General features: G+C 35.3%; 28 protein-coding genes. 19 read left to right on the plus strand and 9 right to left on the minus strand.

The genetic code is table 11. The features are described from left to right. The first annotated feature begins 49 nt into the window (after nucleotides 1-49). Nucleotides 50-616, plus strand: coding sequence for a sigma-70 family RNA polymerase sigma factor (locus J7604_RS11570; RefSeq protein WP_293895873.1), 567 nt, complete (start codon nucleotides 50-52; stop codon nucleotides 614-616). A gap of 2 nt (nucleotides 617-618) precedes the next feature. Beyond that, a complete protein-coding gene (locus tag J7604_RS11575; protein WP_293895876.1) occupies nucleotides 619-882 on the plus strand; it encodes a hypothetical protein in 264 nt (87 codons plus the stop codon). A gap of 1 nt (nucleotide 883) precedes the next feature. On the opposite strand, the gene J7604_RS11580 is transcribed toward J7604_RS11575, so the two are convergent. Continuing rightward, the gene (locus J7604_RS11580) at nucleotides 884-1,225 is read right to left on the minus strand and encodes a DUF4296 domain-containing protein (protein WP_293895879.1); all 342 of its coding nucleotides are present in this window, start codon (nucleotides 1,223-1,225) and stop codon (nucleotides 884-886) included. 63 nt (nucleotides 1,226-1,288) lie between these two features. Between J7604_RS11580 and J7604_RS11585 the strand changes: the two genes are divergently transcribed. From J7604_RS11585 to J7604_RS11595, 3 genes are read left to right on the plus strand one after another with little or no spacing between them, the layout of a single operon-like run. Further along, complete coding sequence (locus J7604_RS11585) at nucleotides 1,289-2,161, plus strand: DUF58 domain-containing protein (protein ID WP_293895882.1); 873 nt, start codon at nucleotides 1,289-1,291, stop codon at nucleotides 2,159-2,161. Between the two features lie 2 nt (nucleotides 2,162-2,163). Continuing rightward, nucleotides 2,164-3,048: a hypothetical protein gene (locus tag J7604_RS11590; RefSeq protein ID WP_293895885.1), complete on the plus strand. Its 885-nt coding sequence runs from the start codon at nucleotides 2,164-2,166 to the stop codon at nucleotides 3,046-3,048. After that, nucleotides 3,041-4,096, plus strand: coding sequence for a VWA domain-containing protein (locus tag J7604_RS11595; protein WP_293895888.1), 1,056 nt, complete (start codon nucleotides 3,041-3,043; stop codon nucleotides 4,094-4,096). Before J7604_RS11590 ends, J7604_RS11595 begins: the two co-directional genes overlap by 8 nt. On the opposite strand, the gene J7604_RS11600 is transcribed toward J7604_RS11595, so the two are convergent. After that, complete coding sequence (locus J7604_RS11600) at nucleotides 4,093-4,725, minus strand: LysE family transporter (RefSeq protein ID WP_293895891.1); 633 nt, start codon at nucleotides 4,723-4,725, stop codon at nucleotides 4,093-4,095. The two genes, J7604_RS11595 and J7604_RS11600, sit on opposite strands and share 4 nt — an antisense overlap. Then, the gene (locus tag J7604_RS11605) at nucleotides 4,725-6,278 is read right to left on the minus strand and encodes a GH3 auxin-responsive promoter family protein (RefSeq protein ID WP_293895894.1); all 1,554 of its coding nucleotides are present in this window, start codon (nucleotides 6,276-6,278) and stop codon (nucleotides 4,725-4,727) included. The genes J7604_RS11600 and J7604_RS11605 overlap by 1 nt, the downstream gene beginning before the upstream one ends. Nucleotides 6,279-6,424: 146 nt before the next feature. On the opposite strand from J7604_RS11605, the gene J7604_RS11610 reads away from it, so the two are divergent. Together J7604_RS11610 and J7604_RS11615 are read left to right on the plus strand one after the other, a co-directional pair. Next, entirely contained in the window at nucleotides 6,425-7,099 is a 675-nt protein-coding gene (locus tag J7604_RS11610) for a YggS family pyridoxal phosphate-dependent enzyme (protein WP_293895897.1), read from the plus strand. A gap of 11 nt (nucleotides 7,100-7,110) precedes the next feature. Continuing rightward, entirely contained in the window at nucleotides 7,111-7,488 is a 378-nt protein-coding gene (locus J7604_RS11615) for a DUF423 domain-containing protein (RefSeq protein ID WP_293895900.1), read from the plus strand. A 10-nt stretch (nucleotides 7,489-7,498) separates the two neighbouring features. Here the strand turns inward: J7604_RS11615 and J7604_RS11620 are convergent, their stop codons facing one another. Continuing rightward, nucleotides 7,499-7,894, minus strand: coding sequence for a DUF1573 domain-containing protein (locus J7604_RS11620; protein WP_293895903.1), 396 nt, complete (start codon nucleotides 7,892-7,894; stop codon nucleotides 7,499-7,501). A 50-nt stretch (nucleotides 7,895-7,944) separates the two neighbouring features. After that, entirely contained in the window at nucleotides 7,945-9,354 is a 1,410-nt protein-coding gene (locus J7604_RS11625; RefSeq protein ID WP_293895906.1) for an AAA family ATPase, read from the minus strand. 22 nt (nucleotides 9,355-9,376) lie between these two features. Between J7604_RS11625 and J7604_RS11630 the strand changes: the two genes are divergently transcribed. The 4 genes from J7604_RS11630 to coaD all read left to right on the plus strand — a co-directional run bounded on the left by J7604_RS11630 (nucleotide 9,377) and on the right by coaD (nucleotide 11,907). Beyond that, the gene (locus tag J7604_RS11630; protein ID WP_293895909.1) at nucleotides 9,377-9,877 is read left to right on the plus strand and encodes an NUDIX hydrolase; all 501 of its coding nucleotides are present in this window, start codon (nucleotides 9,377-9,379) and stop codon (nucleotides 9,875-9,877) included. A 3-nt stretch (nucleotides 9,878-9,880) separates the two neighbouring features. Continuing rightward, a complete protein-coding gene (locus tag J7604_RS11635; protein WP_293895912.1) occupies nucleotides 9,881-10,399 on the plus strand; it encodes an NUDIX hydrolase in 519 nt (172 codons plus the stop codon). Nucleotides 10,400-10,534: 135 nt separating this feature from the next. Further along, entirely contained in the window at nucleotides 10,535-11,425 is an 891-nt protein-coding gene (locus tag J7604_RS11640; protein ID WP_293895915.1) for a DUF3822 family protein, read from the plus strand. Between the two features lie 14 nt (nucleotides 11,426-11,439). After that, nucleotides 11,440-11,907 carry a pantetheine-phosphate adenylyltransferase gene (gene coaD, locus J7604_RS11645; RefSeq protein ID WP_293895918.1) on the plus strand — a complete coding sequence of 156 codons (468 nt, stop codon included), beginning with the start codon at nucleotides 11,440-11,442 and terminating at the stop codon, nucleotides 11,905-11,907. On the opposite strand, the gene J7604_RS11650 is transcribed toward coaD, so the two are convergent. Continuing rightward, nucleotides 11,897-12,571 carry an NUDIX domain-containing protein gene (locus J7604_RS11650; protein ID WP_293895921.1) on the minus strand — a complete coding sequence of 225 codons (675 nt, stop codon included), beginning with the start codon at nucleotides 12,569-12,571 and terminating at the stop codon, nucleotides 11,897-11,899. The genes coaD and J7604_RS11650 overlap by 11 nt on opposite strands. Nucleotides 12,572-12,682: 111 nt before the next feature. Here J7604_RS11650 and pyrE point away from each other — a divergent pair, with 111 nt between their 5' ends. Then, on the plus strand, nucleotides 12,683-13,309 hold the full coding sequence (pyrE, locus tag J7604_RS11655; protein WP_293895924.1) for an orotate phosphoribosyltransferase: 627 nt from the start codon (nucleotides 12,683-12,685) through the stop codon (nucleotides 13,307-13,309). A gap of 102 nt (nucleotides 13,310-13,411) precedes the next feature. Then, a complete protein-coding gene (locus J7604_RS11660) occupies nucleotides 13,412-13,909 on the plus strand; it encodes a metallophosphoesterase family protein (RefSeq protein ID WP_293895927.1) in 498 nt (165 codons plus the stop codon). A gap of 57 nt (nucleotides 13,910-13,966) precedes the next feature. Here J7604_RS11660 and J7604_RS11665 read toward each other — a convergent pair whose 3' ends face one another. Both J7604_RS11665 and J7604_RS11670 read right to left on the minus strand, forming a co-directional pair. Beyond that, nucleotides 13,967-14,110, minus strand: coding sequence for a hypothetical protein (locus J7604_RS11665; RefSeq protein ID WP_169716572.1), 144 nt, complete (start codon nucleotides 14,108-14,110; stop codon nucleotides 13,967-13,969). Between the two features lie 63 nt (nucleotides 14,111-14,173). Continuing rightward, nucleotides 14,174-14,656, minus strand: a complete 483-nt coding sequence (locus J7604_RS11670) for a hypothetical protein (RefSeq protein WP_293895934.1) — start codon at nucleotides 14,654-14,656, stop codon at nucleotides 14,174-14,176. A gap of 93 nt (nucleotides 14,657-14,749) precedes the next feature. Between J7604_RS11670 and hisS the strand changes: the two genes are divergently transcribed. From hisS to J7604_RS11690, 4 genes are read left to right on the plus strand one after another with little or no spacing between them, the layout of a single operon-like run. Further along, nucleotides 14,750-16,132 carry a histidine--tRNA ligase gene (gene hisS / locus J7604_RS11675; protein ID WP_293895936.1) on the plus strand — a complete coding sequence of 461 codons (1,383 nt, stop codon included), beginning with the start codon at nucleotides 14,750-14,752 and terminating at the stop codon, nucleotides 16,130-16,132. A 9-nt stretch (nucleotides 16,133-16,141) separates the two neighbouring features. Further along, complete coding sequence (locus J7604_RS11680; protein WP_293895939.1) at nucleotides 16,142-18,031, plus strand: gliding motility-associated C-terminal domain-containing protein; 1,890 nt, start codon at nucleotides 16,142-16,144, stop codon at nucleotides 18,029-18,031. A gap of 32 nt (nucleotides 18,032-18,063) precedes the next feature. Beyond that, complete coding sequence (locus tag J7604_RS11685; RefSeq protein ID WP_293895943.1) at nucleotides 18,064-18,396, plus strand: YbaB/EbfC family nucleoid-associated protein; 333 nt, start codon at nucleotides 18,064-18,066, stop codon at nucleotides 18,394-18,396. A gap of 1 nt (nucleotide 18,397) precedes the next feature. Next, the gene (locus tag J7604_RS11690; RefSeq protein WP_293895946.1) at nucleotides 18,398-19,417 is read left to right on the plus strand and encodes a glycosyltransferase family 2 protein; all 1,020 of its coding nucleotides are present in this window, start codon (nucleotides 18,398-18,400) and stop codon (nucleotides 19,415-19,417) included. On the opposite strand, the gene J7604_RS11695 is transcribed toward J7604_RS11690, so the two are convergent. Beyond that, nucleotides 19,414-19,632 carry a PspC domain-containing protein gene (locus J7604_RS11695; RefSeq protein WP_045457918.1) on the minus strand — a complete coding sequence of 73 codons (219 nt, stop codon included), beginning with the start codon at nucleotides 19,630-19,632 and terminating at the stop codon, nucleotides 19,414-19,416. The two genes, J7604_RS11690 and J7604_RS11695, sit on opposite strands and share 4 nt — an antisense overlap. A gap of 142 nt (nucleotides 19,633-19,774) precedes the next feature. Between J7604_RS11695 and J7604_RS11700 the strand changes: the two genes are divergently transcribed. Then, a complete protein-coding gene (locus tag J7604_RS11700; RefSeq protein ID WP_293895953.1) occupies nucleotides 19,775-21,568 on the plus strand; it encodes an OmpA family protein in 1,794 nt (597 codons plus the stop codon). 336 nt (nucleotides 21,569-21,904) lie between these two features. Further along, complete coding sequence (locus tag J7604_RS11705) at nucleotides 21,905-22,885, plus strand: pyruvate dehydrogenase complex E1 component subunit beta (RefSeq protein WP_293895956.1); 981 nt, start codon at nucleotides 21,905-21,907, stop codon at nucleotides 22,883-22,885. Nucleotides 22,886-22,922 lie beyond the last annotated feature (37 nt).

The raw sequence follows: 22,922 nt of genomic DNA on the forward strand, positions 1-22,922 counted from the left end.
CAGACTGTATCTTTTTACATTTTTCGTATTATGATATAAACTTTTTATTTTGATTAACCATCAGACCAAAGAAGAAATTGCCAGGGAACTGGAATGGATACAGGCCTCAAGGTCTGATCCAAAATATTTTTCTCATATTTATGATAAGTATTATAGAAAAATTTTCCTGTTTATTTATAAAAGAACTGACAATGAGGACCTGACGGCAGATATAACCAGTCATGTATTTCTACAGGCACTTTTGAACATCAAAAAGTATGAGTTTAAAGGACTCCCCTTTTCGGCATTTCTTTTTCGCATAGCCACAAACGAAGTGAATTTGTATTACAGAAAAACAAAATCAGTTCGTTCAATTAACATTGAAGAGACGGATATCCTGGAACTGAAGGAAGAACTTCATCTGGATAAAACAGAGGACCTTGAAGATGGAATGCTCAAAGCCATGGAAAATCTGAATGAGAAAGAAATGCAGATAATAGAACTGAGGTTCTTTGATCAAAAATCATTCAAAGAAGTTGGATATATACTAGGAATGACTGAAAATAACGCTAAAGTAAAAACGTACAGAATATTAGATAAATTAAGGGAAATCCTTAATCAAAGATTTAAAGCCTGATCATGGGAAAATTTAAAATTAACAAAAATAAACCCCGACCTTCTGACGATACAATTGCCGGCCATCAAAACTTTGACCAGTTAATAAAAAATTATAATCAGTTGACTGACTACAAAAAGGCAGTAAAGCCACTATACAAAGACAAAAAGTTCCTCGGATTAATCCTGATTATCCTAATAGTATTTCTAGCAATCTGGATTTCCGAAAATGAAGATAATTCCTCGGAAAGTCCCCTGAAAAATCAGAAACAAGAACAAGACAGGTAAACTAATCCAGTTTACCTCTTGTCTCCCGAAGACTCAGACTATCTACTACTTCGCCGTAAATTTCATCCATTAACACCGGCCTTACTACATAATAAGAATAACTTTTGGCATAAGCCGAATCTTCCACAGCCTCTTCTTTGAATATTTTATTTTGATAAGACTTATAAAGCTTTGAAGCTGAGTCTGAAGGTAAATTTTTAATTCCCACTGCAGCTTCTGCAATATGAATTCTTATAAGTAGCTGAACCATCTTTTCCTTTGGAAGAATATCCTCTGGAATTTCTTCAGCAGGCCCCTTGCAAGATGCGGCAGCCAATAATAAAACCAAAAAAAACTTTTTCACGTCGAAAATTACTTATTTTAATGCTAATTTTAAAAAGTCTCTTTCCCTTGTTTAAGTTCAGCAATGAAAGAACTACTGAAGAAAATACGGAAATACGAAATACAAATTAGAAAAGCAGTGAATAATCACATGCATGGTGATTTTCATTCTGTATTTAAAGGATCAGGCCTGGAATTTGACGATGTCCGCTCTTATCAGTACGGAGACGATGTTAGGACTATTGATTGGAATGTTTCAGCCAAAGGTCACGGTACTTTTGTCAAGACTTTTAAGGAAGAAAAAGAACAAAACGTATTCTTCATTCTGGATGTAAGTGCATCACAGGAAATAGGAAAAAATACCAGGAAAATTGACATTGCCAGAGAAATATGTGCTGTCCTTGCTTTGTCAGCAGTTAAAGATAATGGAAGTGTAGGACTGATATGTTTCAGTGATCAAAAGGAAGCCTACATAAAACCTGATAAAGGCATGCGTCATGCCTATCAAATGATTGGGAGCCTATTTAACCTTACTCCCGTTTCAATTAAAACAGATTTGCAGAAATCTTTAAAATTTACATTGACCATGCTAAAGAAAAAAAGCGTGGTAATCTTTATTTCAGATTTCATAGACGAAGGCTACAATACCAATCTTTCTGCTCTTGCGCACAAACACGATCTGGTTGTTATCCATCTCAACGACCCAAGAGAAATCAAGTTCCCCAATCTTGGTATTATCCCTCTTTATGATAAAGAGACTAAGAAAACAATCTGGGTTAACTCGTCTTCTTCAAAATTCAGAGAAAAGATCAATAAAGGGTATGCGGAAAATAAACTTAAGCTCGAGCAATTTTGCAGAAGAAATGGAGCTAACTATCTTTGGGTAAATACAAATGAAGATTATTTATCCAAACTTGTTCAGCTATTTAAAATAAGAAGAATGCGAAGTAAAAGATAGTGATGAAAAGGTATTTGGCGTTAATTCTTATTATAATATTTCCATCTCTTTTAAAGAGTCAGACATTGCCTCCTGATGGATTTTTTCAGGAAGACTCAGTACAAATAGGCGCTCCGTTTGGCTTTGCTCTAAGCCTTACTTACAATGCTCAGGAACAAGTTTTATTTCCAGACTCCAATTACAACTTTAAACCTTTTGACCTTATTGGAAAAAACTATTTTCCAACTAAAACCCTTAATGGAATCAGCAAAGATTGTGTCGTTTACATCTTAGAAACATTTAAAACAGATAGCATCCAAAAATTAAGTCTTCCGGTTTTCTATATCCGAAATGGTGACAGTCTTAAGATTTATAGTCAGCCTGACTCTGTTACAATTATACAAAACATTAAAACGCTGGCAGGACAAAGGCTATTGAGCGATACACAGTATTCCAGCGTTAAACGAACTATTAACTATCCGTTGATTCTTGGAGTAGCTGCAATTGTTTTCTTTTTCCTCTTCCTGTTTTATATGCTGTTTGGAAAGGCGATTGTCAGGAGCTACAAACTTTATGTGATAAGAAAAGCACATCTCACATTTTTGAGAAACTTTGAAAAGCATGAAAAAGAATTTAAGGCAGAAAATGATCCAGATATTGTAGAACGAGCATTAAATTTATGGAAGATTTATCTTACCAGATTAGAAAATATTCCTGTAAATACTTATACCACTACGGAAATCATTGATCTTTATAAGCAGGAAGATTTACAGCAAGGATTACAGGATATTGATAGAGCTATATACGGAGGGCTAGTATCTGCCGCACCCACAAGATCTTTGACTATTCTTAAAAAATTTACCAATAAAAGATTTCTCGAAGTAAAGAATAAATTGAGCAATGTTTGATTTTTTAAAAGATATATCAGACTGGTTTTCCTGGAGTTGGTTTCTTCCTTCGACTTTGAGATCCTATCATTGGGACTCACCTTACTTTCTATATCTCATTCCGATAATTCCCCTTTTAGTCTTACTTAGATGGGCATTTTATTATCGTTTTAGGCAAAAGATGGATGTTGCTTTCCCTTTAAAGGACCTCAACTATTCTTGGTTCATTGGTAAACTCAGGTTTATTCCATATTTTTTTATCATTATCAGTATCTGGCTTTTGCTTGTAGCATTGGCCCGCCCGCAAAAGGCTGATGAAACTGCAGAAGTCTTTAAGGAAGGGATTGATATTGTCCTGGTCTTGGACATTTCAGAATCAATGGAATTAGAAGATCTGCATCCTGATCGACTCTCTGCAGCTAAAAATATTGCTTCACGTTTTATAGAATCCAGAAAGGAAGACAGGATAGGTCTTGTAGTTTTCTCAGGTGATGCCTTTTCTTTATCACCATTAACAACAGACCATCAGTTGGTGCAGAGCTTCATTGCAGAACTGTCTTCTGGAATGATAGAAAGCGGAGGCTCTGCCATTGGAAATGCAATAGGAGTAGCAATTAACAGACTACGTGAATCTCAATCAAAATCAAAAGTGATGATTGTGATCAGCGATGGGGAAAATACAGCCGGAAATCTGAACCCACTCATGGCAGCTAAACTGGCAAAAGCATTCGGAATAAAAATATATTCCATAGCAATTGGCCGTGAAGGAAAGGTCGCCTGGGGAAACGATACAAACGGCAAAAAAGCATATGTCGAATCTCATCTGGATGAATCCACATTAAGAAAAATTGCCCAAATAAGTGAGGGTAGATTTTTCAGAGCCTCCAATAGAAAAGCATTGGAACAAACCTTTACTCTTATAGATTCATACGAAAAAGGAATCATCAGAGAAAACAGATTCAAAAATACTCGTGATTATTATCAGGTTTATTTATTCTGGGCAATGATAATTTACCTGTTATGGTTGTTTTTAAAATCCACTTTTATCTCTAATGCATTGGAGGATTAATACATTGTTTTACCAGTAAAGGCCGAGACCAGGAAATTAACTCCAATCAGAATCAATATCCCTCCCAACAGCTTATTCAAAATCAAAATTGTGTTATTAGTAAAAACCTTTTTGATTCGGTTAGCCAGGTAAGATTTAAGCACGTCCATTCCAAAAATTGCCAAGATCAAAATAGAAAAAAAAGTAAATACATCAACCTGATTATCGCTGTATTTAACGCTAACAACGCTGGTAAGAGCAAGCCAGTAAAAGAATGTTGAAGGATTCAAGAAATTTAATGCTATTCCTTTAATAATGAAGTTGCCTTTTTTATACTCCTTTTGAATAGGCTCCAGACCAACTTTTTTATCTTCAGGTTTAAAAAAATAAAACAATCCAAACAGACACAAAACTGCACCTCCGGCCGATTTTATTATCTTTTCGAAATGTGCGTTATCTATAAAGTTTGAAATACCCAGATAAGATGCGAGAATAAAAAATACATCGCTCAATGCGACTCCCAAAGCGAAAAAGACCGCATACTTAAATGTTTTCTGAATACTTGTCTGAATGAGAGCAAAGAATACAGGACCGGGAAGCAATGCAAGCAAAGCCGCAAACCCAAGAGCACTTGCTACAATTTCAGCCATCAACGAGAGTTTTCAGTTTCCTGCTCCACAAATTTTGACCACTCCTCGAACAAAGCCTTTTTCATTACTCTTGGAAACTTATTCTGTCCCCCTTCTTTTCCTTTGCTTTTAAACCATTTATAGAAAACAGCAGATGGAATTACTTTTACAAATATATCTTTCAGTGCGTGCCCTCTTTCTACTCTATAATCATCGTTCAGTTGTTTCAGATGTTCATCCAATCGAAGTTTAAGCTTTTCCTGATCCACTTGTTGATCAGTACCAATAAACCATTGATGCGCAAACAGTGATTCATGCTCAATACCAGAAACTGTAAATTCTCTTATTTCAATATTGAACTCCTCAGAAATTTGATGTATCGCCTTATTCATGTTTTCAACAGACAGGTGTTCACCACATAGGCTCAAAAAATGCTTTGTTCTTCCTGTAATGATTATTTCAGATTCGGCTTTGGATACCAATTTGATCACATCACCGATCAGATATCTCCAGGTTCCGGCATTTGTGCTCAGTAATAAAGCATAGTCTATCCCCTCTTCTATCTGATGAATCATCAATGTTTCAGGATTATCTACCAGATCTCCCTCCTGATTAAAATTTTTTTCATTAAATGGGACAAACTCGAAAAATAATCCATTATCCAGAGCAAGCTTCATTGACTTGCTGTTTGGTACAGACTGGTATGCTATAAAACCTTCAGAAGCCAGATAAGTCTCCATATAAATCAAAGGCTTTCCGAGCAGTTTTTCAAATCCTTTTTTATAAGGTTCAAAAGAAACTCCACCATGCACAAATATCTTCAGGTTGGGCCAGACTTCGTGAATATTCTTAACCTTATGATATTCGATAATCCGCTCCATCATTATCTGAATCCAAGCAGGCACACCTACAACAAAGCCAATATCCCAGTTTTTGGCATTCTGGGTAATTTCATTCAGCTTTTTATCCCAATCTCTGTTTTTGGCAATCTTTCTTCCTGGTTTGTAAAAAAGGTGAAACCACAAAGGTATTTTACTAGCCTGGATGCCACTCAGATCTCCTTCATAATATGAACCTGCTTTAAGTAGCTCGGTGCTTCCTCCAAGCATAAGAATTTCTTTTTCAAAAACTTCACTTGGAAGATCATATGCCGAAAGAGAAAGGATCTGTTGAATTCCGGTTCGCTTGTTGGATTTGATCATATCCTTTGTCAAAGGAATATGTTTGGTGGCAGCTTCTGAAGTACCGGAACTCAGTGCAAAATATCTAACTATTCCCGGCCAGGTGACATCACGTTCTCCTGCTTTGCTTTTATGCCACCATTTATTAAATAACTTATTATAATTCCATACGGGTACATTCTTTTTATATTCTGTATAAAAGCTTTCTCCCCCGTTGTTAAAGCTCTGAAGTATTCTTTGAAAATGATAATGCTGCCCAAACTGTGTTTCTGAGGCTTTCTTCAAGAGCTTTTTCAGCTCTTTCTTTTGCATTTCAAATGCAGAACGTTGCTCACTCTCAATCTTTTTGCCTAGCTTAATCCCTTTGTTTAATATAGCACCAAATAACGCCATTCCTGCCAGTTTTTTTAAAAGATTTTTAACTTAAACTAATTATCTCTCCAACCTATTGCAATAATAATGCTAAGATAAATTGAAGAATTTAAACTTTTATCTATTTTTTAGTAAAATTACGTGGTTTTACGAGCAAAAAGACCTAAATGAGTATTTCACAAAATCTTCAGAAAATCCGATCTTTTTTAGATCCATATAAAACTAAATTAATTGCTGTATCTAAAACCTATCCTTCCGATACAGTTTTAGAAGCCTATAACTCAGGACAAACAGATTTTGGAGAAAATAAAGTTCAGGAACTCATGTCAAAATATGAAGTTCTTCCTAAAAATATTCGCTGGCATCTGATCGGTCACCTGCAAAGCAATAAAATCAAATACATTGCTCCATTCATTCATTTGATTCACTCTGTAGATTCTTTCAAATTATTAAAAGAAATTAATAAAGAAGCTGAAAAAAATAACCGGATTATTAATTGCCTCTTACAAATACACATAGCTCAGGAAGAAACTAAATTTGGCTTTTCGGAAGAAGAGCTTTTCACAACGATTCAATCTGAAGAACTCGAAGAACTTAAGTACATCAAAATAACTGGATTGATGGGAATGGCAAGTAATACTGACAATGAAGATCAGATAAAGAAAGAATTTCAGCATATACAAAAACTCTTTAGTCAGATTAAATCTTCAGCCCAGACAGAACAGATAAAAATGGAAGAATTGTCTATTGGTATGAGTTCTGATTATAAATTAGCATGCGAATCCGGAAGTACTATGGTGCGTGTTGGAAGCGCCATATTCGGATCTAGAAATTACTTATAAATCAAAATTGTATGCATAAATTATTCTTAACGGCAGGTTCCCTTTCAGGGGCTTTATCAGTAATGATCGGAGCTTTCGGTGCTCATAAATTAAAAGATTATCTTCTAAAAGTTGGAAGGACTGAAGTATTTGAAACAGCTGTAAAATATCAGTTTTACCACACTTTTGCCCTGTTATTCATCGGACTATTGCTCTTGATCAAAGGTGATATCAAAACCCTTAATTACTCAGGGTACTGTTTTATAACGGGAGTTATAATATTTAGTGGTTCCCTTTATGTACTTTGTCTTACAAATGTATCTAAATGGGGAGCAGTAACTCCTATCGGAGGATTATTCCTTATTGCCGGATGGATCTTTGCCTTGATAAGTATTATGAAAAACTTTTAAGAGCATTAGGTTATTTCTTAGGCTGGACATTAACCACTATATTAACTCTTGCAGGATTGTTAGTTGCATTGCTTAGTATAGTAATCACCTTGGTTAACCGGCCTTCTTTTCCTTCCGAATTGAATTTTACAAGAATTTCACCTTCTTTACCAGGCATCACAGGGTCTTTAGAAAATTTAGGAACTGTACATCCGCATGTTGTAAGTACTTCTCTTAACATCAGCGGAGCATTTCCTGTATTTATAAACTTAAAAACATGCTTTACCGAATCTCCCTGCACTATGTCTCCAAACTCAAATGACTTTTCTGCAAATTCGAGAATCGCACCATTGGCAGTCTGTGCTTTAACCTGAAGGTTAAAAAACAACGTTAAAAAAAGAGTAAGGCTATATAGGAGAGGCTTCATATTCATATTCCAATTTTTTCTCTTAAAACTAACAATTTTCCTGCCATTTATCAGAAAAATTTAGTGTTAAAATTCACAAGAAACAATTCCTCAGATGCTCTGGTAACTGCGGTATATAACCATCTTGCAAATTCTTTATTGACCTGCTCCTCCGTCAGATATCCCTGATCCACAAAAACAGCTTTCCATTGCCCCCCTTGTGATTTGTGACAGGTCAAAGCATAAGCAAACTTTACCTGAAGAGCATTTAGATATGGATCTTTCCTGATAGCATCTACCCTATCTTTCTTGGTCTTTATATCGAGGTAATCCTGAAGTACTGAGTCGTAAAGCTTTTTATTCTCCTCTTGCGATATGGAAGGAGTAGAACTATGAAGAGTGTCAAGAAAGATCAGGGTTTCGAAAGCTGGTAAATCCGGATAATCAATCAACTGAAGTTCAACTTTTGCAAAGCGAAAACCATGGGCATCAGTTATGCTTCTGATTTTCCTGACCTCCGCAAAATCACCATTGGCAATAAAGCCCGGGGTTGTGCCTTCTTCTAAAACTGTATAGTTGTTTCTGACAACCATTAGCAGATCTCCTGCTTCAATTTCACTTTCACAGAAGCGTATTGCCCTACGAATGTAGTTATTATATTGAGTGGCGGCCTTGTTAGACCTGCAAATGATAACAGTATTTTCTTCTCCATACTTGTCGTAAGCGTATCTCAGGCCTTCCTCAAGCTTCTCTCCTGTCATACGGTAAAAGTCTTTATATCCTTTGGTCGTAAAACGAATATCGAAATTATCTTTAGTTAATTTAGTACGGAGAGAAGTCGCATTGTATAATATACCGGAGGCTTGCTCCTGTCTTACTACTTCATTGAGTTCGTATTCTACAAGATCAATTCCGAAATTGTGTTGAAGATAATCGCCTTCCAGCGCCTGGCTTATTTCCCTTTTTATTGGCGGAAGCTGGGCATTATCACCAATCAGCATTAATCGGTTCGACTTTTTCTCAAATACAAATTCAACCAGGTCAGTTAACAATTTTCTTTCTCCAAAATCTCCATCATCAGAAATCATAGAAGCCTCGTCAACTATGAAAAGTGTATTGGCAAAAAGATTCTTTTTTCTTCTGAATTGGAGATTTCCACTGGCTGAATCCTCTTCCCTAACATAGATTTGTTTATGAATGGTAAAAGCTTTTCGGCCTGAATAGTTGCTCATAACCTTTGCTGCCCTACCAGTTGGCGCCATCAATACAACGGGCATTTCCAACGTATCCAAAGCCTTTACAAGAGCACTTACCAAGGTTGTTTTACCCGTTCCGGCATATCCCTTTAATAGAAAGACCGGCTTTTTCATTTGTCTTGAAAAGAGGAAATCGTCAAGCATTTTAAATACAGCTTGCTGACCGTAGGTTGGTTCAAATGGGAAGTTAGAGGAAATTAAAGCTGAAGGTCGCACAGGATACAAATTTCCGATAAATTGCAGTAATATGGAAGAGCATCATCAGGAAATAATCAATACTTACGGAAATAAAATACGTGTCAGAGTTTGTGGGTTACTATTCAGAAACTCTGACATACTATTAGTCAAGCACTTGACTATAGGAAAAAATAAATTCTTTTATGCCCCTCCAGGCGGAGGTGTAGATTTTGGCGAATCAGCTGAAGAATCCCTGATCCGTGAATTTTACGAAGAGACTGGGCTAATTGTAAGAATTAAATCATTCCTACTTACTCATGAATATCTTGAACCTCCATTGCACGCAATAGAACTTTTTTTTGAAGTTGAAGAAATTGGCGGAACACTTTCATTAGGAACAGATCCAGAGATGGGACTGGAGAATCAGATCATTAAAGAAGTTAAATTCTGGAGCCTTTCTGAGATTCAAAAAAACGATGCTAGTTTGTTCCATAATATTTTCAGCCTTGCTAAAACCACTACTGAACTATTAAACCTTAAAGGTTATTTTCTTAATAGAGGAAATGATTAAGGTATGGAAGATATAGATATAAAAGAACTTCAACAAGATATAATCGATATCTATGGAAATAAAACCAGGGTTAAAGTTCGTGGATTATTATTCAGAAACCACTCCGATGTACTACTTATCAAGCACCTAACTATAGGAAAGAATAAATTCTATTATGCTCCACCAGGAGGTGGTATAGATTTTGGCGAATCAGCGGAGGAGTCTCTGATCCGGGAATTCTATGAAGAGACCGGCCTAAGAGTCAAGATCAAAAATTTTCTTTTCACTCATGAATATCTCATTCCTCCATTTCATGAGGTTGAACTTTTCTTTGAAATAGAGGAAACAGGAGGAAAATTGAAAATAGGGGAAGACCCTGAGATGGAATCAGACAATCAGATCATAGAAGAAGTTAAATTCTGGAACCTTGGAGACATTCAAAAAAAAGATGCTAGTTTGTTCCATAATATTTTTCGCCTGGGAAAAACCGAAACTGAACTATTAAATCTAAAAGGCTATTTTCTTCAGAAGGGAATTATTTGAGTTGTTTTTCCACATTTTAACATTTTTGTGGAAAAAATATTTTCAACAGTAAAAATTTGGTTAATTTTAAAGAGAAAATAGATTATTAACCATTTATCCACATTATTCCCCAGGCAATGTGAATATCTTGTTAAGATGGAAGAACTAACAGCACAGTACAAGTTAAATAAAAAAATAAAAGACGATCAGTTCAATGAGGACTTGATTGCAAGGTATACATTATCACTTCAGGTAAGTAAAGACCTTTTCAGAATTTGCATTACAGATTCAGTAAAAAACAGGTGCCTGTTACTTGAAGATTATCAATTACAGAATATACGCACACCTGATCAGTTGCTTGAGCAATTGAGTCTTCTTTACGAAGATCATGCATTGTTGCAAGCCGGCTTCTGGAAAGATGTAAGACTAGCCATTAAAAATACTTGCTTCTCTTTAATACCTTTCTCCTTATTTGAAAAACAATATCTGAAAGACTACCTTCATATCAATTGTCATTTTTCTGATGATAACAATGACGAAGTATATTATTATCGCCAGAATAGATTGGATGCTGTGAACATCTTTTCTGCGGATAAAAAAATAATAGAGTGGTTTAATTTAAGATATCCTTCCAAAAAGGTAAAGATTGTACATCATACAAGTCCATTGATTGAAGGTGTTTTGCTTAGCGGGACCAATAAGCAGGATTTGTCAGTAGTGATCAATGTAGAAAATCAATACATGACCATTCTGGTTAAGCGTAGTAAAAATCTCGAATACTGTAATTCATTTAATTATATTAGTCCGGAAGATTTTGTTTACTTCACGATGTTTGTGATGGACCAACTTCAGATCAATCCGGAAATGGTTCCTGTTACTATTTTCGGAGAAATCACTCCCGATTCGACCTTATATAAAAAGCTTTATAAATATATCAAAAACATTTCATTCGGAGATAAGCCATCTAGCCTTCATTTCGGATATAACTTTGATGAAGTTTTCGACCATAAGTTTTTTGATCTATATACCATGCACCTTTGTGAATAGCTCTAATTAAATCAATGGAAAGGATAGCACTTTTTCCGGGATCATTTGATCCTTTTACCAAAGGACATTTGGATATTGTTATGCGCAGTATCGGTTTGTTCGATAAAGTAATTATAGGAATAGGAAAAAACACCAATAAGAGCAGATACTTTCCTTTAGAATTTATGGAGGGAAAAATTAAAGGTGTTTTTAAAGACTATCCTCAGGTAAGTGTAGAATCTTATGAGGGATTTACTGCTGATTTTGCAAAGAGAAGAAATGCAAAATTTATAATCAGAGGATTAAGAAACACAACAGATTTTGAATACGAATGTGGTATAGCCCAAGCGAATAAATATCTTTGGAATGAAATGGAGACAATATTCCTTATTACTTCGCCTGAACTAGCGGCATTAAGCTCCTCTATCATCAGAGATTTGCACAGATATGGAGCAAAGGCAGATCATTTTCTGCCTTATGAATTAGACTATCCTACAAAATAGTTTTCTCTTTATAGAAATTATCAAGAACTTCTTCAATTGATCTATAGGAGTTCTTTGTAGCTTTTTTCACATCTTTTTTATCCATCCACCTGACTTCTTCAATATACTCTTCTATCTGAGGACGCATCATAGTATCATTTACATTTTCCATCAGATACCAAGTAGTTTTCTTCAAGATTCTCCTTCCCTTGCGTACATAAGTATGCCAGGTTTTACAAATTTTTTCTTTAACCTCTACCTTAATATTGCACTCCTCTTCCACCTCTCTTTTGGCTCCTTTCTCTGTATCTTCTTTCTTTCTAAGCTTACCTTTGGGTAAATCCCACTTTTTAAGCCGGAAAATCATGAGAATTTTATCCTCTTTCACAACAATTCCACCTGCTGCTTTGACGATCTTAAACTGATCCTTGACAAATTCGACAGCAAATTTCTTATCAGGTACAGCAAAAGTTATCTCTTTGAGTTTCTTTAATTTTTTCACCTCAAGCAACTTAAGCAAACGGTCTATATGGGAAGGAGAAGCTCCCATAATAATAACACTACCTACGAGGTTTTTAGAAATAATCTCATTTTTGCCATCGAGCACAGCATCATAACCACTGCTGTCCAATTGCTCGCCAAGCTGCACTATCCATACAGGCTTGTCATTCAAAAAAAGCTTCATTTAAATTGGGAATTGGGATGGTAAATTTTGATTATATATCATGCAAAGTAACAAATAGAATTGTATCATGCTATTAAATATTATTCTAAATTTGCCTTCAAATTAATTTATATGTCTTCAGAAAAAGTAGCTGAATCCCTTCTTAAGATCGGTGCGATAAAACTTCGTCCTGAAAATCCTTTTAAATGGGCATCAGGCTGGAACTCACCAATTTACTGCGACAACAGATTTTCTCTTTCATTTCCTGATGTTAGAAACATCATTAAAGAAGAACTTGTTTCTCTTGTCAAACATTATTTTCCTCAAGCAGAAGCTATTGCGGGTGTGGCAACTGCCGGTATCCCTCAAGGCACTCTAATCGCTGACAAGATGAACTTGCCATTCCTTTACGTAAGACCCAAACCAAAAGATCACGGAATGGAAAATCTTATTGAAGGAAAAATTAATCCGGGACAAAAAGTAGTTGTCGTTGAGGACCTTATATCCACTGGTGGAAGTTCATTAAAAGCTGTAGAAGCGCTGAGAGATGGCGGTATTGAAGTACTGGGAATGGTTTCTATCTTTACGTATGGCTTTGATCTTGCAGAGAAAAACTTTAAAGATAAAGGGGTTATATTAAAATCACTTACAGATTACAATGCCTTGCTTAAAGAAGCGATTAAACTCGGATATATTAAAGAAAGTGACCTGGAAACATTAAGCTCCTGGAGGACTGCGCCGGAAAAATGGTCAGTATAAGCTTATTATATTTATAATTTCCCAAAAGCCTTTCGAACATTGGATTTAAAATAAATCTACATTGAAAGGCTTTAGAATTTTACGCCCAAATAGTCTTACACATTGAAAAGAATAGGTTTAATATCCGACACTCACGGATTTCTGGATCCGAAAGTCTTTGATCATTTTAAAGATGTAGATGAAATTTGGCATGCAGGAGATTTTGGTCCAGCAGAAGTAGCTTTAGAATTAGCACGAATTAAACCGTTGAAAGGTGTATATGGGAATATTGATGATAAAGACATTCGCTTTGAATTCCCCAAAGACTTGATTTTCGAAGAAGAAGGATTTAAAGTCTTCATCACTCATATTGGAGGTTATCCCGGACACTATGCCAAGGGAATTAAAGATCAATTAAAAAAGGAAAAACCTAATCTTTTTATCTGTGGACATTCTCATATTCTGAGAGTTATTTCCGATCCTGACCTTAAATTAATTTCAATAAATCCAGGAGCAGCTGGGAATCAAGGGTTTCATAAAATAAAAACAATTATGAAATTTGACCTCAACAATAAAAAACTTGAAAATGTAAAGGCTATAGAATTAGGCAAAAGAGGATAAAATAAAAAAGGTGAACCTAAATTCACCTTTTCTTATAATAACTTTATGAATGCTTAATTATGCACCAGCTTGTTTTTTCAACTCTTCTAGATCTATTTTCTTGATCACAGGAACAGCAGTAAGTCTTTTAATGCTTGTAGTTCTTGCTTTAGAAACAGTTTTATTCTTTTTTTCTTTTCTTTTTAATCTAGTGACTGCCATTGTTCTTAAAATTAGAATTGAGTCCGCAAAGATATACTTTTTTCTTATAATGGAAAAACTTTTTTAAAAGATATTATTAAAATTTCCGCTGGCTATCAGGTAAAAGGTGACATGAGCCATCATACATGCTGCTGGCCATAGCTCCCACCGGATATTTATTGAATTCTGACCATAAAATCTTTTTATCCACAACAATGCAATGAATATTCCAAGAAAGGAACAAAGCAAACTTAAAATATATACAACAGCCTTTATTGCAGCCTTTGGACTGTGAAAGCTAATAAAACCTCTATGCTCCTCAATTCCAAATGGATTGGTGACTCTGTCAGAATGAATTGGCTTTATTACAATCAATGGATTATGGACTGATACAGATGCTTCTGTTAAAAATGTCTTTTCGCTAACTTTATATCGCTCTCCAAATAATTCCCAATTCAGAATTAATGCCACGCTACATTCAAAAATCAGAAACAGCATGGGTATCAATAACATTTTGTAGTTTTCCCTTTTCTTTAAAATGTACTCTAAGCTTTTAATAATTTTCATAACACTAATTTTTACTCAAATCAGGCCTTTATTTACGGTCAAAAAAGGCCATTTGTTAGCCTCTTTTTGTATTTTTGCCGGCAAATTCAAATTATGAGTATTCAAAAACCCTCAATACCAAAAGGTACAAGAGATTTTGGCCCGGAAAAAATGGCCAAAAGAAATTATATATTTTCTACTATTAAAGAAGTATTTACCCGATTTGGGTTTCTTCCACTGGAAACTCCGTCCATGGAAAATATTTCTGTTCTGACAGGAAAATATGGAGATGAGGGAGATCAGCTTATTTTTAAAATATTGAATTCAAGGCTTTACGAAGCAAAAAATAAAGAAGAGCTAAAAGCTGAATTTGATAAAGGTCTTGAAAAAAACACCAACTCAGATGTTCTTACTGAAAAAGCTTTAAGATATGACCTTACCGTACCATTTGCACGGTATGTAGTTATGAACAGGAATGAAATAACTTTTCCTTTTAAAAGATATCAGATTCAACCGGTTTGGAGGGCAGACAGGCCGCAAAAAGGTAGATACCGTGAATTTTATCAGTGTGACGCAGATATTGTAGGAACAGATTCTCTATTATGCGAAGCTGAAATTGTGTTGATGGTTCATGAGGTTTTTAAAAAGCTAAAAATTGAAAACTTCGCTCTGAAAATCAATAACAGGAAGATTTTGTCAGGAATTACCGAAATCATTGGAAAACCTGGCTGTGAAACAGACTTTTGTGTTGCGATTGACAAGCTTGACAAAATCGGTATTGAAGGAGTTCTGAAAGAATTAAGGGAGAAGGACTTTGATGAAAAAAGCATAGAATTGCTTTTACCCATTCTTCATCTGCAAGGTAATAGCAAAGAAAAGTTAGAAGCGATGAAGGGAATCCTGAAAAGTTCCTCTACCGGTTTAAAAGGGATTGAAGAAATAAGTATTGTTCTTGAAAAAGTTGATTTGCTAGGGCTTCAAAATTCCAGTCTTGAATTTGACCTGACTCTCGCCCGTGGGTTAAGCTATTATACAGGAGCTATATTTGAAGTAAAGGCAATTGGTGTCCAAATAGGAAGTATCAGTGGTGGAGGCCGATACGATAATCTTACAGGTGTATTCGGGCTTCCGGGAGTTTCTGGGGTTGGTATTTCCTTTGGTGTAGACAGAATTTATGATGTGATGGAAGAATTAAATCTTTTTCCCGAAGAGCATTTAAATTCAACTAAAATTCTTCTATGTTATTTTGACGAAAAGGGACAACAATTTGGGCTGCCTTTACTTACCAAATTAAGAGCTGAATGTATTAATAGCGAAATTTATCCCGATGTGGCGAAAATTAAGAAGCAGCTCGATTATGCCAATAAAAAACAGGTGACTTACGTTGGAATTATAGGTGATGAGGAAATAAAAACGGGTAAAGTTGCAGTTAAAAATATGGTTAGCGGGGAACAGGAATCTTTGACCATTGAGGAGATAATCACAAAACTAAAATAACAGATCCTGGTGATTCAAATTGTAAGGTATTTTTTAGGTTTCATTTTACTTTTCCATTGCACTTATAGTTGGGGGCAGGAAAAATTTGATTTATCCGCCGATACTGTTTGTGTTGGTGATTTATTAACTATTTCTGACGATAATAAGCCAAATACTTATTACAATTTCCAAGGATTAATATCTGATACCTGCGGCACGATTCCTAATGCTATTACATATGATAATTATGTTGCCTGCAAATCTTATACTTACAAAAAATCCGGAACATACGTTATAGATCAGATTATCAATAGCTACAACGCCAAGAAGACTGTAGTTGTAATGGATAAACGACTTCCTTTGTTTGAAGTGCACAAGTGTATCAATAACCAAGTCAAAATCCTTATAACAGATACTTATTATCATGAATATTTGCTTGATTATGGCATAGGCCCGGTTGCAGTTAAATCAGGACAAGAGCTTATTGTAACTTTAGCAGGACCTACTGCAATTAATTTAACTGGTAGATTCAGACCGACTTTATGTGGTGCTTCGGCTATCCAAAATGTTACTCCATTTGCAGTATTGCCAGCTCCTCAATTAAACAAAATTACAACGAATAACATCAGTCAATCCAGTGGCAGTATAAATCTTTCATTTTCAGTTTCAGCTTCTTTTAATCAATATAAGATTGAGAGGGACATCAATTATTCCAGTGTATTTTCGCCAATAGATACTATTGACGGTACAAAGACAAACTTTCTTGATGAGAACTTAAATACAGAAAGTAATTCCTACTGTTACAGAATTTCAGCTTTTGATGACTGCAATCACAGCACCTCCTCCGTGACGGTTTGCTCTTCTCCTTTTTCGGTTTCCGCAGCTAATAATGAAAACGATATCAATTGGGCCCAATACCAAGGCTCCGATTTTCAAAGCTATGAGATTCTTAAAAATAATGTACCGCTTTCAACATTTACCTCCAGTATCATAACGACTTTAATTGATACAGATATCAAATGTGGAAAGGAAGACTGCTATAAGCTCATTACTCACCTTACTACAGGAGCTGTATCAGAATCGCCTTTAATCTGTGTAAAAGGAATATCCAACACTATCCCAACCGCTATCAATAATCTGAATTCAACCATAGAAAACAATCAGGTAAAAATACTATGGGCCTCATCCATTTCTTCCATACCAAAGTACACTATTTTAAAAAGTACCAATGGGGGAACACCTGAAATCATAACAGAAGTGAAGCAATCTCCATTTATTTCCACAGTCAACCTTCTTAACAATGATTGTTATCAGATTGAATTTACCGACTCTTGTGGTAATAATTCGCCAATAAGTAATCAGACATGTCCGGTAATACTAAATATGGAAGAGTCCGAAACCGAGAACATACTTCAGTGGACACCATATTCAGGTTTTCTATCAGACGTATCAAAATATATAATAGTAAAGTCGGATCTTTCAGGAAATATTGTAAAAGAAATTGATGCAGGCACCAGCCTTTCTTACACGGATACAGAAATTGATCCTCACACCTCTGTCGGGTTCACCTATTACATTAAAGCAATACCAGTAGGAACAGAAATCCTCCCTTTTTCACAGTCGAATATAAAAACCGTGAAATACGAAATACAAATATTCACCCCGACAGCATTTACTCCGGACAAAGACGGTGTTAATGATATATTTGTACCGAAAGGCAAGTTTTTCACAGAATTTGAAATGACAGTTTTTAACAGGTGGGGAGAAATAGTATTTTACACTTCAAATATTAATAATGGATGGGATGGTCTTTATAAAGGAGATGTTGCCCAACAAGACAGTTATGCTTATCTGATAAAAGCAAAGGATAATCGAGGCAGAGAAAAGGTATATAAAGGAACTGTAACATTATTAAGATAAAATCTTAGATTTGAAAAAAAATTGATATAGACATGTTTGATATGATGAACATGCTTGGAAAGATAAAAGAAGTACAAGCAAGAGTAAAAGAAGCTAAAGACAACTTAGTAAACATCACCGTTACTTCCGAAGCCGGAGCAGGTATGGTTAAAGCAACTATAAATGGTAACCGTAAGATAGTAAAGCTGGAAATTGATCCGGAAATGCTTAAAGGTAATGACAAAGAAATGATACAGGACCTGGTAATAGCAGCGGTAAACAAGGGGATGGAAGAGATTGAAGAAAAGATCAAAGAAAGTCTTAAAAAATCAACAGAGGGGCTATTGCCAAATATACCAGGCTTAGATTTAGGAAATTTAATTTAACATGAAAGTAGCAGTAGTCATCCTTAACTGGAATGGCTTAACATTTTTAAAGAAGTTTTTACCTGACGTAATAAAATATAGTCCGGAGGCCACTATTTATGTAGCTGACAACAATTCTTTTGATAGAAGTATCCAATACGTTGAGGAAAATCATCCGGAAGTAAAAATTATTCAATTACCCAAAAATGAAGGTTTTTGCAAAGGTTATAATTCAGCCTTGAGTCAAATCGAGGCTGAGTATTATGTATTATTAAACTCTGATGTACAGATAACCTCAGGATGGATAAGTCCAATTATTAGTCTTATGGACTCAGATCCTTTAATCGCAGCTTGCCAACCAAAGATCAAATCGTTTATAGAGCCAGAATATTTTGAATATGCCGGAGCGGCCGGAGGATTTATTGATTATTTAGGTTATCCATTTTGCAGAGGCCGAATATTTGAAAAATTAGAAAAAGACAAAGGTCAGTATAATGACACATGCGAAATATTCTGGGCAACGGGAGCCTGCATGTTCGTAAGAGCAGAGCTTTTTCATAAAACAGGAGGCTTTGATGATGATTTTTTTGCCCACATGGAAGAAATTGATCTTTGCTGGAGACTGAAAAGGTTGGGCTATAAAATTATGTATAGCGGACAATCTGAAGTCTTCCACGTAGGAGGAGGTACGCTTTCAGCGACAAACCCACAAAAGACCTATTTAAATTTCAGAAATAATCTTGCACTATTAATTAAGAATCATTCTGAAAAGCATTTTTTAAGAACGATATTCATCCGAATGTTATTAGATGGCGTAGCAGCATTTAAATTATTATTTTCTGATTCCTACAAGCATTTTAATGCAGTCATCAAAGCTCATTTCAGTGTTTATGGTCAGTATAAAAAACTATATATTAAGAGAGTGCGACTGAAAAAAGCGGGCTACCAGTATCTGTCAGAAGACCCTACTGTTTTAAAAAAATCTCTGGTAATGCAGTTTTTTTTATATCGGAAAAATAAATTCGGGAAGCTTGATTTCTAAAAATCCCAGATTGTGCTTCTTTTCCTTCTAAGGTATTTATGGATATTTACTAAGAAAGCCAGGAAAAGATAAATCACTAAGGGAGAACCAAAAGTTAGGAAAGAAGCGTATACGAAAAACATTCTAACGGCGGAAGAAGCGATCCCCAATTTTTCCCCAAGAGTAGAACACACGCCAAAAGCCTGTTTCTCAAAGAATGCCAGAATTTTAATCATATGATTGATCTTTAGTGACCTATTTCAAATATAATAAAAATATCTGAAAACTTGGAATAAGTATGAAAATTTCCTAAAGAAGATGTTGTATTAATTAAATTATAACGATATTTTCGCAACGATGAAATTAAACACTTTTAATATGACCTTGAATAAAAAAGCTCCTGTTGCATTGCTTTTGACTGGTGTTTTGCTTTTAGATGGCTGTGCCCTGAAGCAAATGGTAAAGATGGCAAAAGACCAACAATTGACTGTGACCCCTTCTCCTTTGGAGGTACATGGTGACAGTGTTAAATTTGACCTTTCTGCCGCCCTTCCTCTTAAGATGCTTAAGAAGAATAAAATCTACACCTTAAATACTGCCTATAAATACGGCGATCAAAAAATCAACCTTGCAGATGTAGAATTTAAATCAACCGATTTCCCAAATGCTAAAACTGAGCAACCTAAAGTAAGCAAAGCATTTTCATTTGGTTATAAACCTGAAATCGGAAATGGAGACCTTGTTGTAGTAGGAACTGCTTCAAATATTACAAAAAGCAAATCAAAAAGCTCGGCAGAAATGCCTGTTGCAAAAGGTTTGATTACAACATCCAGACTTGTAAAAGACATTTATTATTCAGCTTATGCTGAACATGGATATAACAATAAAGAAGAGTTAATCCCAGTTAACGTAGGTTTCTACTTTGAACAAGGAAGTGCTAAACTTACTAAAAAAGAAACCAAAGGTTCTGAAGCTAAAAACCTTGATGCATTTATAGCTAAGAAAAACGCGACAAGAACTGTTACAATCATTGGCTACCACTCACCTGAAGGTACTGAAGCTAAAAACTCTAAATTAGCTGAAGAAAGAGCTAAGGTTATTGAGAAATACTACAAAGACAGAATGAAGTATTTCAACCAGAAAAATGTAATAGATTCTATCAATTTTGTTACTAAGAGTGTGTTCCAGGATTGGGAGCCTCTGAGAGCAAAATTAGATTCTACAACAGCTCTTACTCCTGAAGAAAAATCAGAAATTTTAGGAGTTATCAGTGGATCAGGAAACTTCCTTGATAAAGAAAAAGAACTTGAGAAACTGAAATCTTTCAAGAAACTGATAACAAAAGTTTATCCTGAACTTAGAACTGCAAAAACTGAGATTTTAACTGTAAAACCAAAGAAAACTGATCTTCAGATTTCTCTTTTGGCGAAAGAAATCTCTGAAAAAGGTCTAAACGCAGATACTCTTAATTACAATGAATTAGCTTACGCAGCAACTCTTACTCCTATTTTAACGGAGAAAGAAGCAATCTATACAGCTTTAATTAAAAAACAAGATACATGGGATGCTCACAATAACCTAGGAGCTGTATACCTTGAAATGGCTGCAAAAGCGATTGACAACGGAACTAAGATTGCAAACGCTGACAAAGCTATCAACCAACTTGAATTATCTTTAAAAATTAAAGACAATGCTGAGGCTCGTACAAACCTTGCAGTGGCTTACCTTATAAAAGGTTTGAAAGATCAGGCAACAGCTGAAATATTAAAAGCTGATGCACTTCAAGCTTCTACAGAACTTAAAAAAGGTATCAATGCAGTAAAAGGAACTTTGGAAATCAAACAGGCAAAATACAATGACGCTATCCAAAGCCTTTCTAAAGCAAACGAGACTAATGATGTTCTATACAACCTAGCTTTAGCTAACCTTTTGAGCAGAAATTATGATGCTGCGAAAAAAGGCTTTGAAGCTGTAACTGCAGGTAACGACAAAAATGCATGGGGATACTACCTAAGCGCAGTTACTGCTGCAAGACTAAAAGATGAAGGAACTCTTACTAAAAATCTTAAGAGAGCAGTTCAATTAGACAGCAAACTAACAGAAAAAGCTCTTAATGATGTAGAATTCCTTGAGTATCAAAACTCAGAAAACTTTAAGAATGCTATTAAATAAGCATAAAGTGGAAAACTGAAAAGGGCCGCCAGAAATGGTGGCCTTTTTTGTTAATAGCCCCGTCCTGAATCTTTCTCCTTAAAGAAAATCCCCTCTTAATTTTAATAAGTATTTATCCACCGTCATCCCTACTTGGGAATTACGCATATTAATATATTAACCAAATCAGGTCCTGTAAACCAAATAATTAAGTATTCCTCTTTTAAAAATTATTAATAAAAATCAAGGCCTTTGAGGAATATTGAATAGCAGACTGTAATGTTTATAACCTTTTTGTTATTTTATTGGGTTTTAAACCCTTAAATTTTTATTTTTGTTGCAAACATTTTAGTAACTATGAGAGAGATTCAATTTAGAGAAGCCTTAAGAGAAGCCATGTCTGAAGAAATGAGAAGAGATGATAAAGTGTTTCTTATGGGTGAAGAAGTGGCTGAATACAATGGTGCATATAAAGTGAGTCAGGGAATGCTTGACGAGTTTGGCCCCAAAAGAGTTATTGACACTCCTATTGCAGAGCTTGGTTTTGCAGGTATTGGTGTAGGAGCTGCCATGAACGGTTTAAGACCAATTGTGGAATTTATGACATTCAACTTTTCGCTTGTCGCTATTGACCAGATTATCAATAGTGCAGCAAAATTAATGTCAATGTCTGGCGGACAATATTCCGCTCCTATGGTTTTCAGAGGCCCAACAGGAAACGCAGGTATGCTTAGCTCTCAGCATAGCCAGAACTTTGAAAACTGGTATGCAAACTGTCCAGGACTTAAAGTTGTAGTTCCTTCTACACCTGCTGATGCTAAAGGACTTTTAAAAGCTTCTATAAGAGATAACGATCCGGTTATTTTTATGGAATCTGAATTGATGTATGGAGATAAAGGCGCTGTTCCTGAAGGTGAATATCTTACTCCAATCGGCACTGCTGATATCAAAAGAGAAGGTACTGATGTTACTATTGTATCATTTGGTAAGTTTATGAAAGTTGCCCTTAGTGCAGCTCAGGAATTAGCTAATGAAGGAATTTCTGCAGAGGTTGTAGATTTAAGATCTGTAAGACCAATTGATTATAAAACAGTTGTAGATTCTGTTAAAAAAACTAACAGATTAGTTATTGTTGAAGAAGCTTGGCCACTTGCTAGTATTTCATCTGAAATTGCATACCACGTGCAAAGATATGCATTTGACTATCTGGATGCTCCTATCGGAAGGGTTACCAACAGAGACTTACCTCTACCTTATGCTCCAACTCTAATTGAAGTAATTCTTCCAAACGTTAAGAGAACTGTGGAAGCTGCAAAATCTGTTTTATACAAATTATAGCATTTTCTATATTATATATAAAATAAAACAGGCTGCC

Source organism: Sporocytophaga sp., assembly GCF_017745095.1.
GTDB lineage: Bacteria > Bacteroidota > Bacteroidia > Cytophagales > Cytophagaceae > Sporocytophaga.

Excerpts from the sequence above, each read along its gene's own strand:
- J7604_RS11640 (WP_293895915.1), top strand. The coding sequence starts at position 10,535 with ATGGAAGAACTAACAGCACAGTACAAGTTAAATAAAAAAATAAAAGAC.
- pyrE (WP_293895924.1), top strand. The coding sequence starts at position 12,683 with ATGTCTTCAGAAAAAGTAGCTGAATCCCTTCTTAAGATCGGTGCGATA.
- J7604_RS11695 (WP_045457918.1), bottom strand. The coding sequence starts at position 19,632 with ATGATTAAAATTCTGGCATTCTTTGAGAAACAGGCTTTTGGCGTGTGT.
- J7604_RS11670 (WP_293895934.1), bottom strand. The coding sequence starts at position 14,656 with ATGAAAATTATTAAAAGCTTAGAGTACATTTTAAAGAAAAGGGAAAAC.
- J7604_RS11650 (WP_293895921.1), bottom strand. The coding sequence starts at position 12,571 with ATGAAGCTTTTTTTGAATGACAAGCCTGTATGGATAGTGCAGCTTGGC.
- J7604_RS11630 (WP_293895909.1), top strand. The coding sequence starts at position 9,377 with ATGGAAGAGCATCATCAGGAAATAATCAATACTTACGGAAATAAAATA.
- J7604_RS11615 (WP_293895900.1), top strand. The coding sequence starts at position 7,111 with ATGCATAAATTATTCTTAACGGCAGGTTCCCTTTCAGGGGCTTTATCA.
- J7604_RS11595 (WP_293895888.1), top strand. The coding sequence starts at position 3,041 with ATGTTTGATTTTTTAAAAGATATATCAGACTGGTTTTCCTGGAGTTGG.
- J7604_RS11585 (WP_293895882.1), top strand. The coding sequence starts at position 1,289 with ATGAAAGAACTACTGAAGAAAATACGGAAATACGAAATACAAATTAGA.
- J7604_RS11610 (WP_293895897.1), top strand. The coding sequence starts at position 6,425 with ATGAGTATTTCACAAAATCTTCAGAAAATCCGATCTTTTTTAGATCCA.
- J7604_RS11690 (WP_293895946.1), top strand. The coding sequence starts at position 18,398 with ATGAAAGTAGCAGTAGTCATCCTTAACTGGAATGGCTTAACATTTTTA.
- J7604_RS11665 (WP_169716572.1), bottom strand. The coding sequence starts at position 14,110 with ATGGCAGTCACTAGATTAAAAAGAAAAGAAAAAAAGAATAAAACTGTT.
- hisS (WP_293895936.1), top strand. The coding sequence starts at position 14,750 with ATGAGTATTCAAAAACCCTCAATACCAAAAGGTACAAGAGATTTTGGC.
- J7604_RS11605 (WP_293895894.1), bottom strand. The coding sequence starts at position 6,278 with ATGGCGTTATTTGGTGCTATATTAAACAAAGGGATTAAGCTAGGCAAA.
- J7604_RS11685 (WP_293895943.1), top strand. The coding sequence starts at position 18,064 with ATGTTTGATATGATGAACATGCTTGGAAAGATAAAAGAAGTACAAGCA.
- J7604_RS11600 (WP_293895891.1), bottom strand. The coding sequence starts at position 4,725 with ATGGCTGAAATTGTAGCAAGTGCTCTTGGGTTTGCGGCTTTGCTTGCA.
- J7604_RS11700 (WP_293895953.1), top strand. The coding sequence starts at position 19,775 with ATGACCTTGAATAAAAAAGCTCCTGTTGCATTGCTTTTGACTGGTGTT.
- J7604_RS11575 (WP_293895876.1), top strand. The coding sequence starts at position 619 with ATGGGAAAATTTAAAATTAACAAAAATAAACCCCGACCTTCTGACGAT.
- J7604_RS11705 (WP_293895956.1), top strand. The coding sequence starts at position 21,905 with ATGAGAGAGATTCAATTTAGAGAAGCCTTAAGAGAAGCCATGTCTGAA.
- J7604_RS11635 (WP_293895912.1), top strand. The coding sequence starts at position 9,881 with ATGGAAGATATAGATATAAAAGAACTTCAACAAGATATAATCGATATC.
- J7604_RS11590 (WP_293895885.1), top strand. The coding sequence starts at position 2,164 with ATGAAAAGGTATTTGGCGTTAATTCTTATTATAATATTTCCATCTCTT.
- coaD (WP_293895918.1), top strand. The coding sequence starts at position 11,440 with ATGGAAAGGATAGCACTTTTTCCGGGATCATTTGATCCTTTTACCAAA.
- J7604_RS11620 (WP_293895903.1), bottom strand. The coding sequence starts at position 7,894 with ATGAAGCCTCTCCTATATAGCCTTACTCTTTTTTTAACGTTGTTTTTT.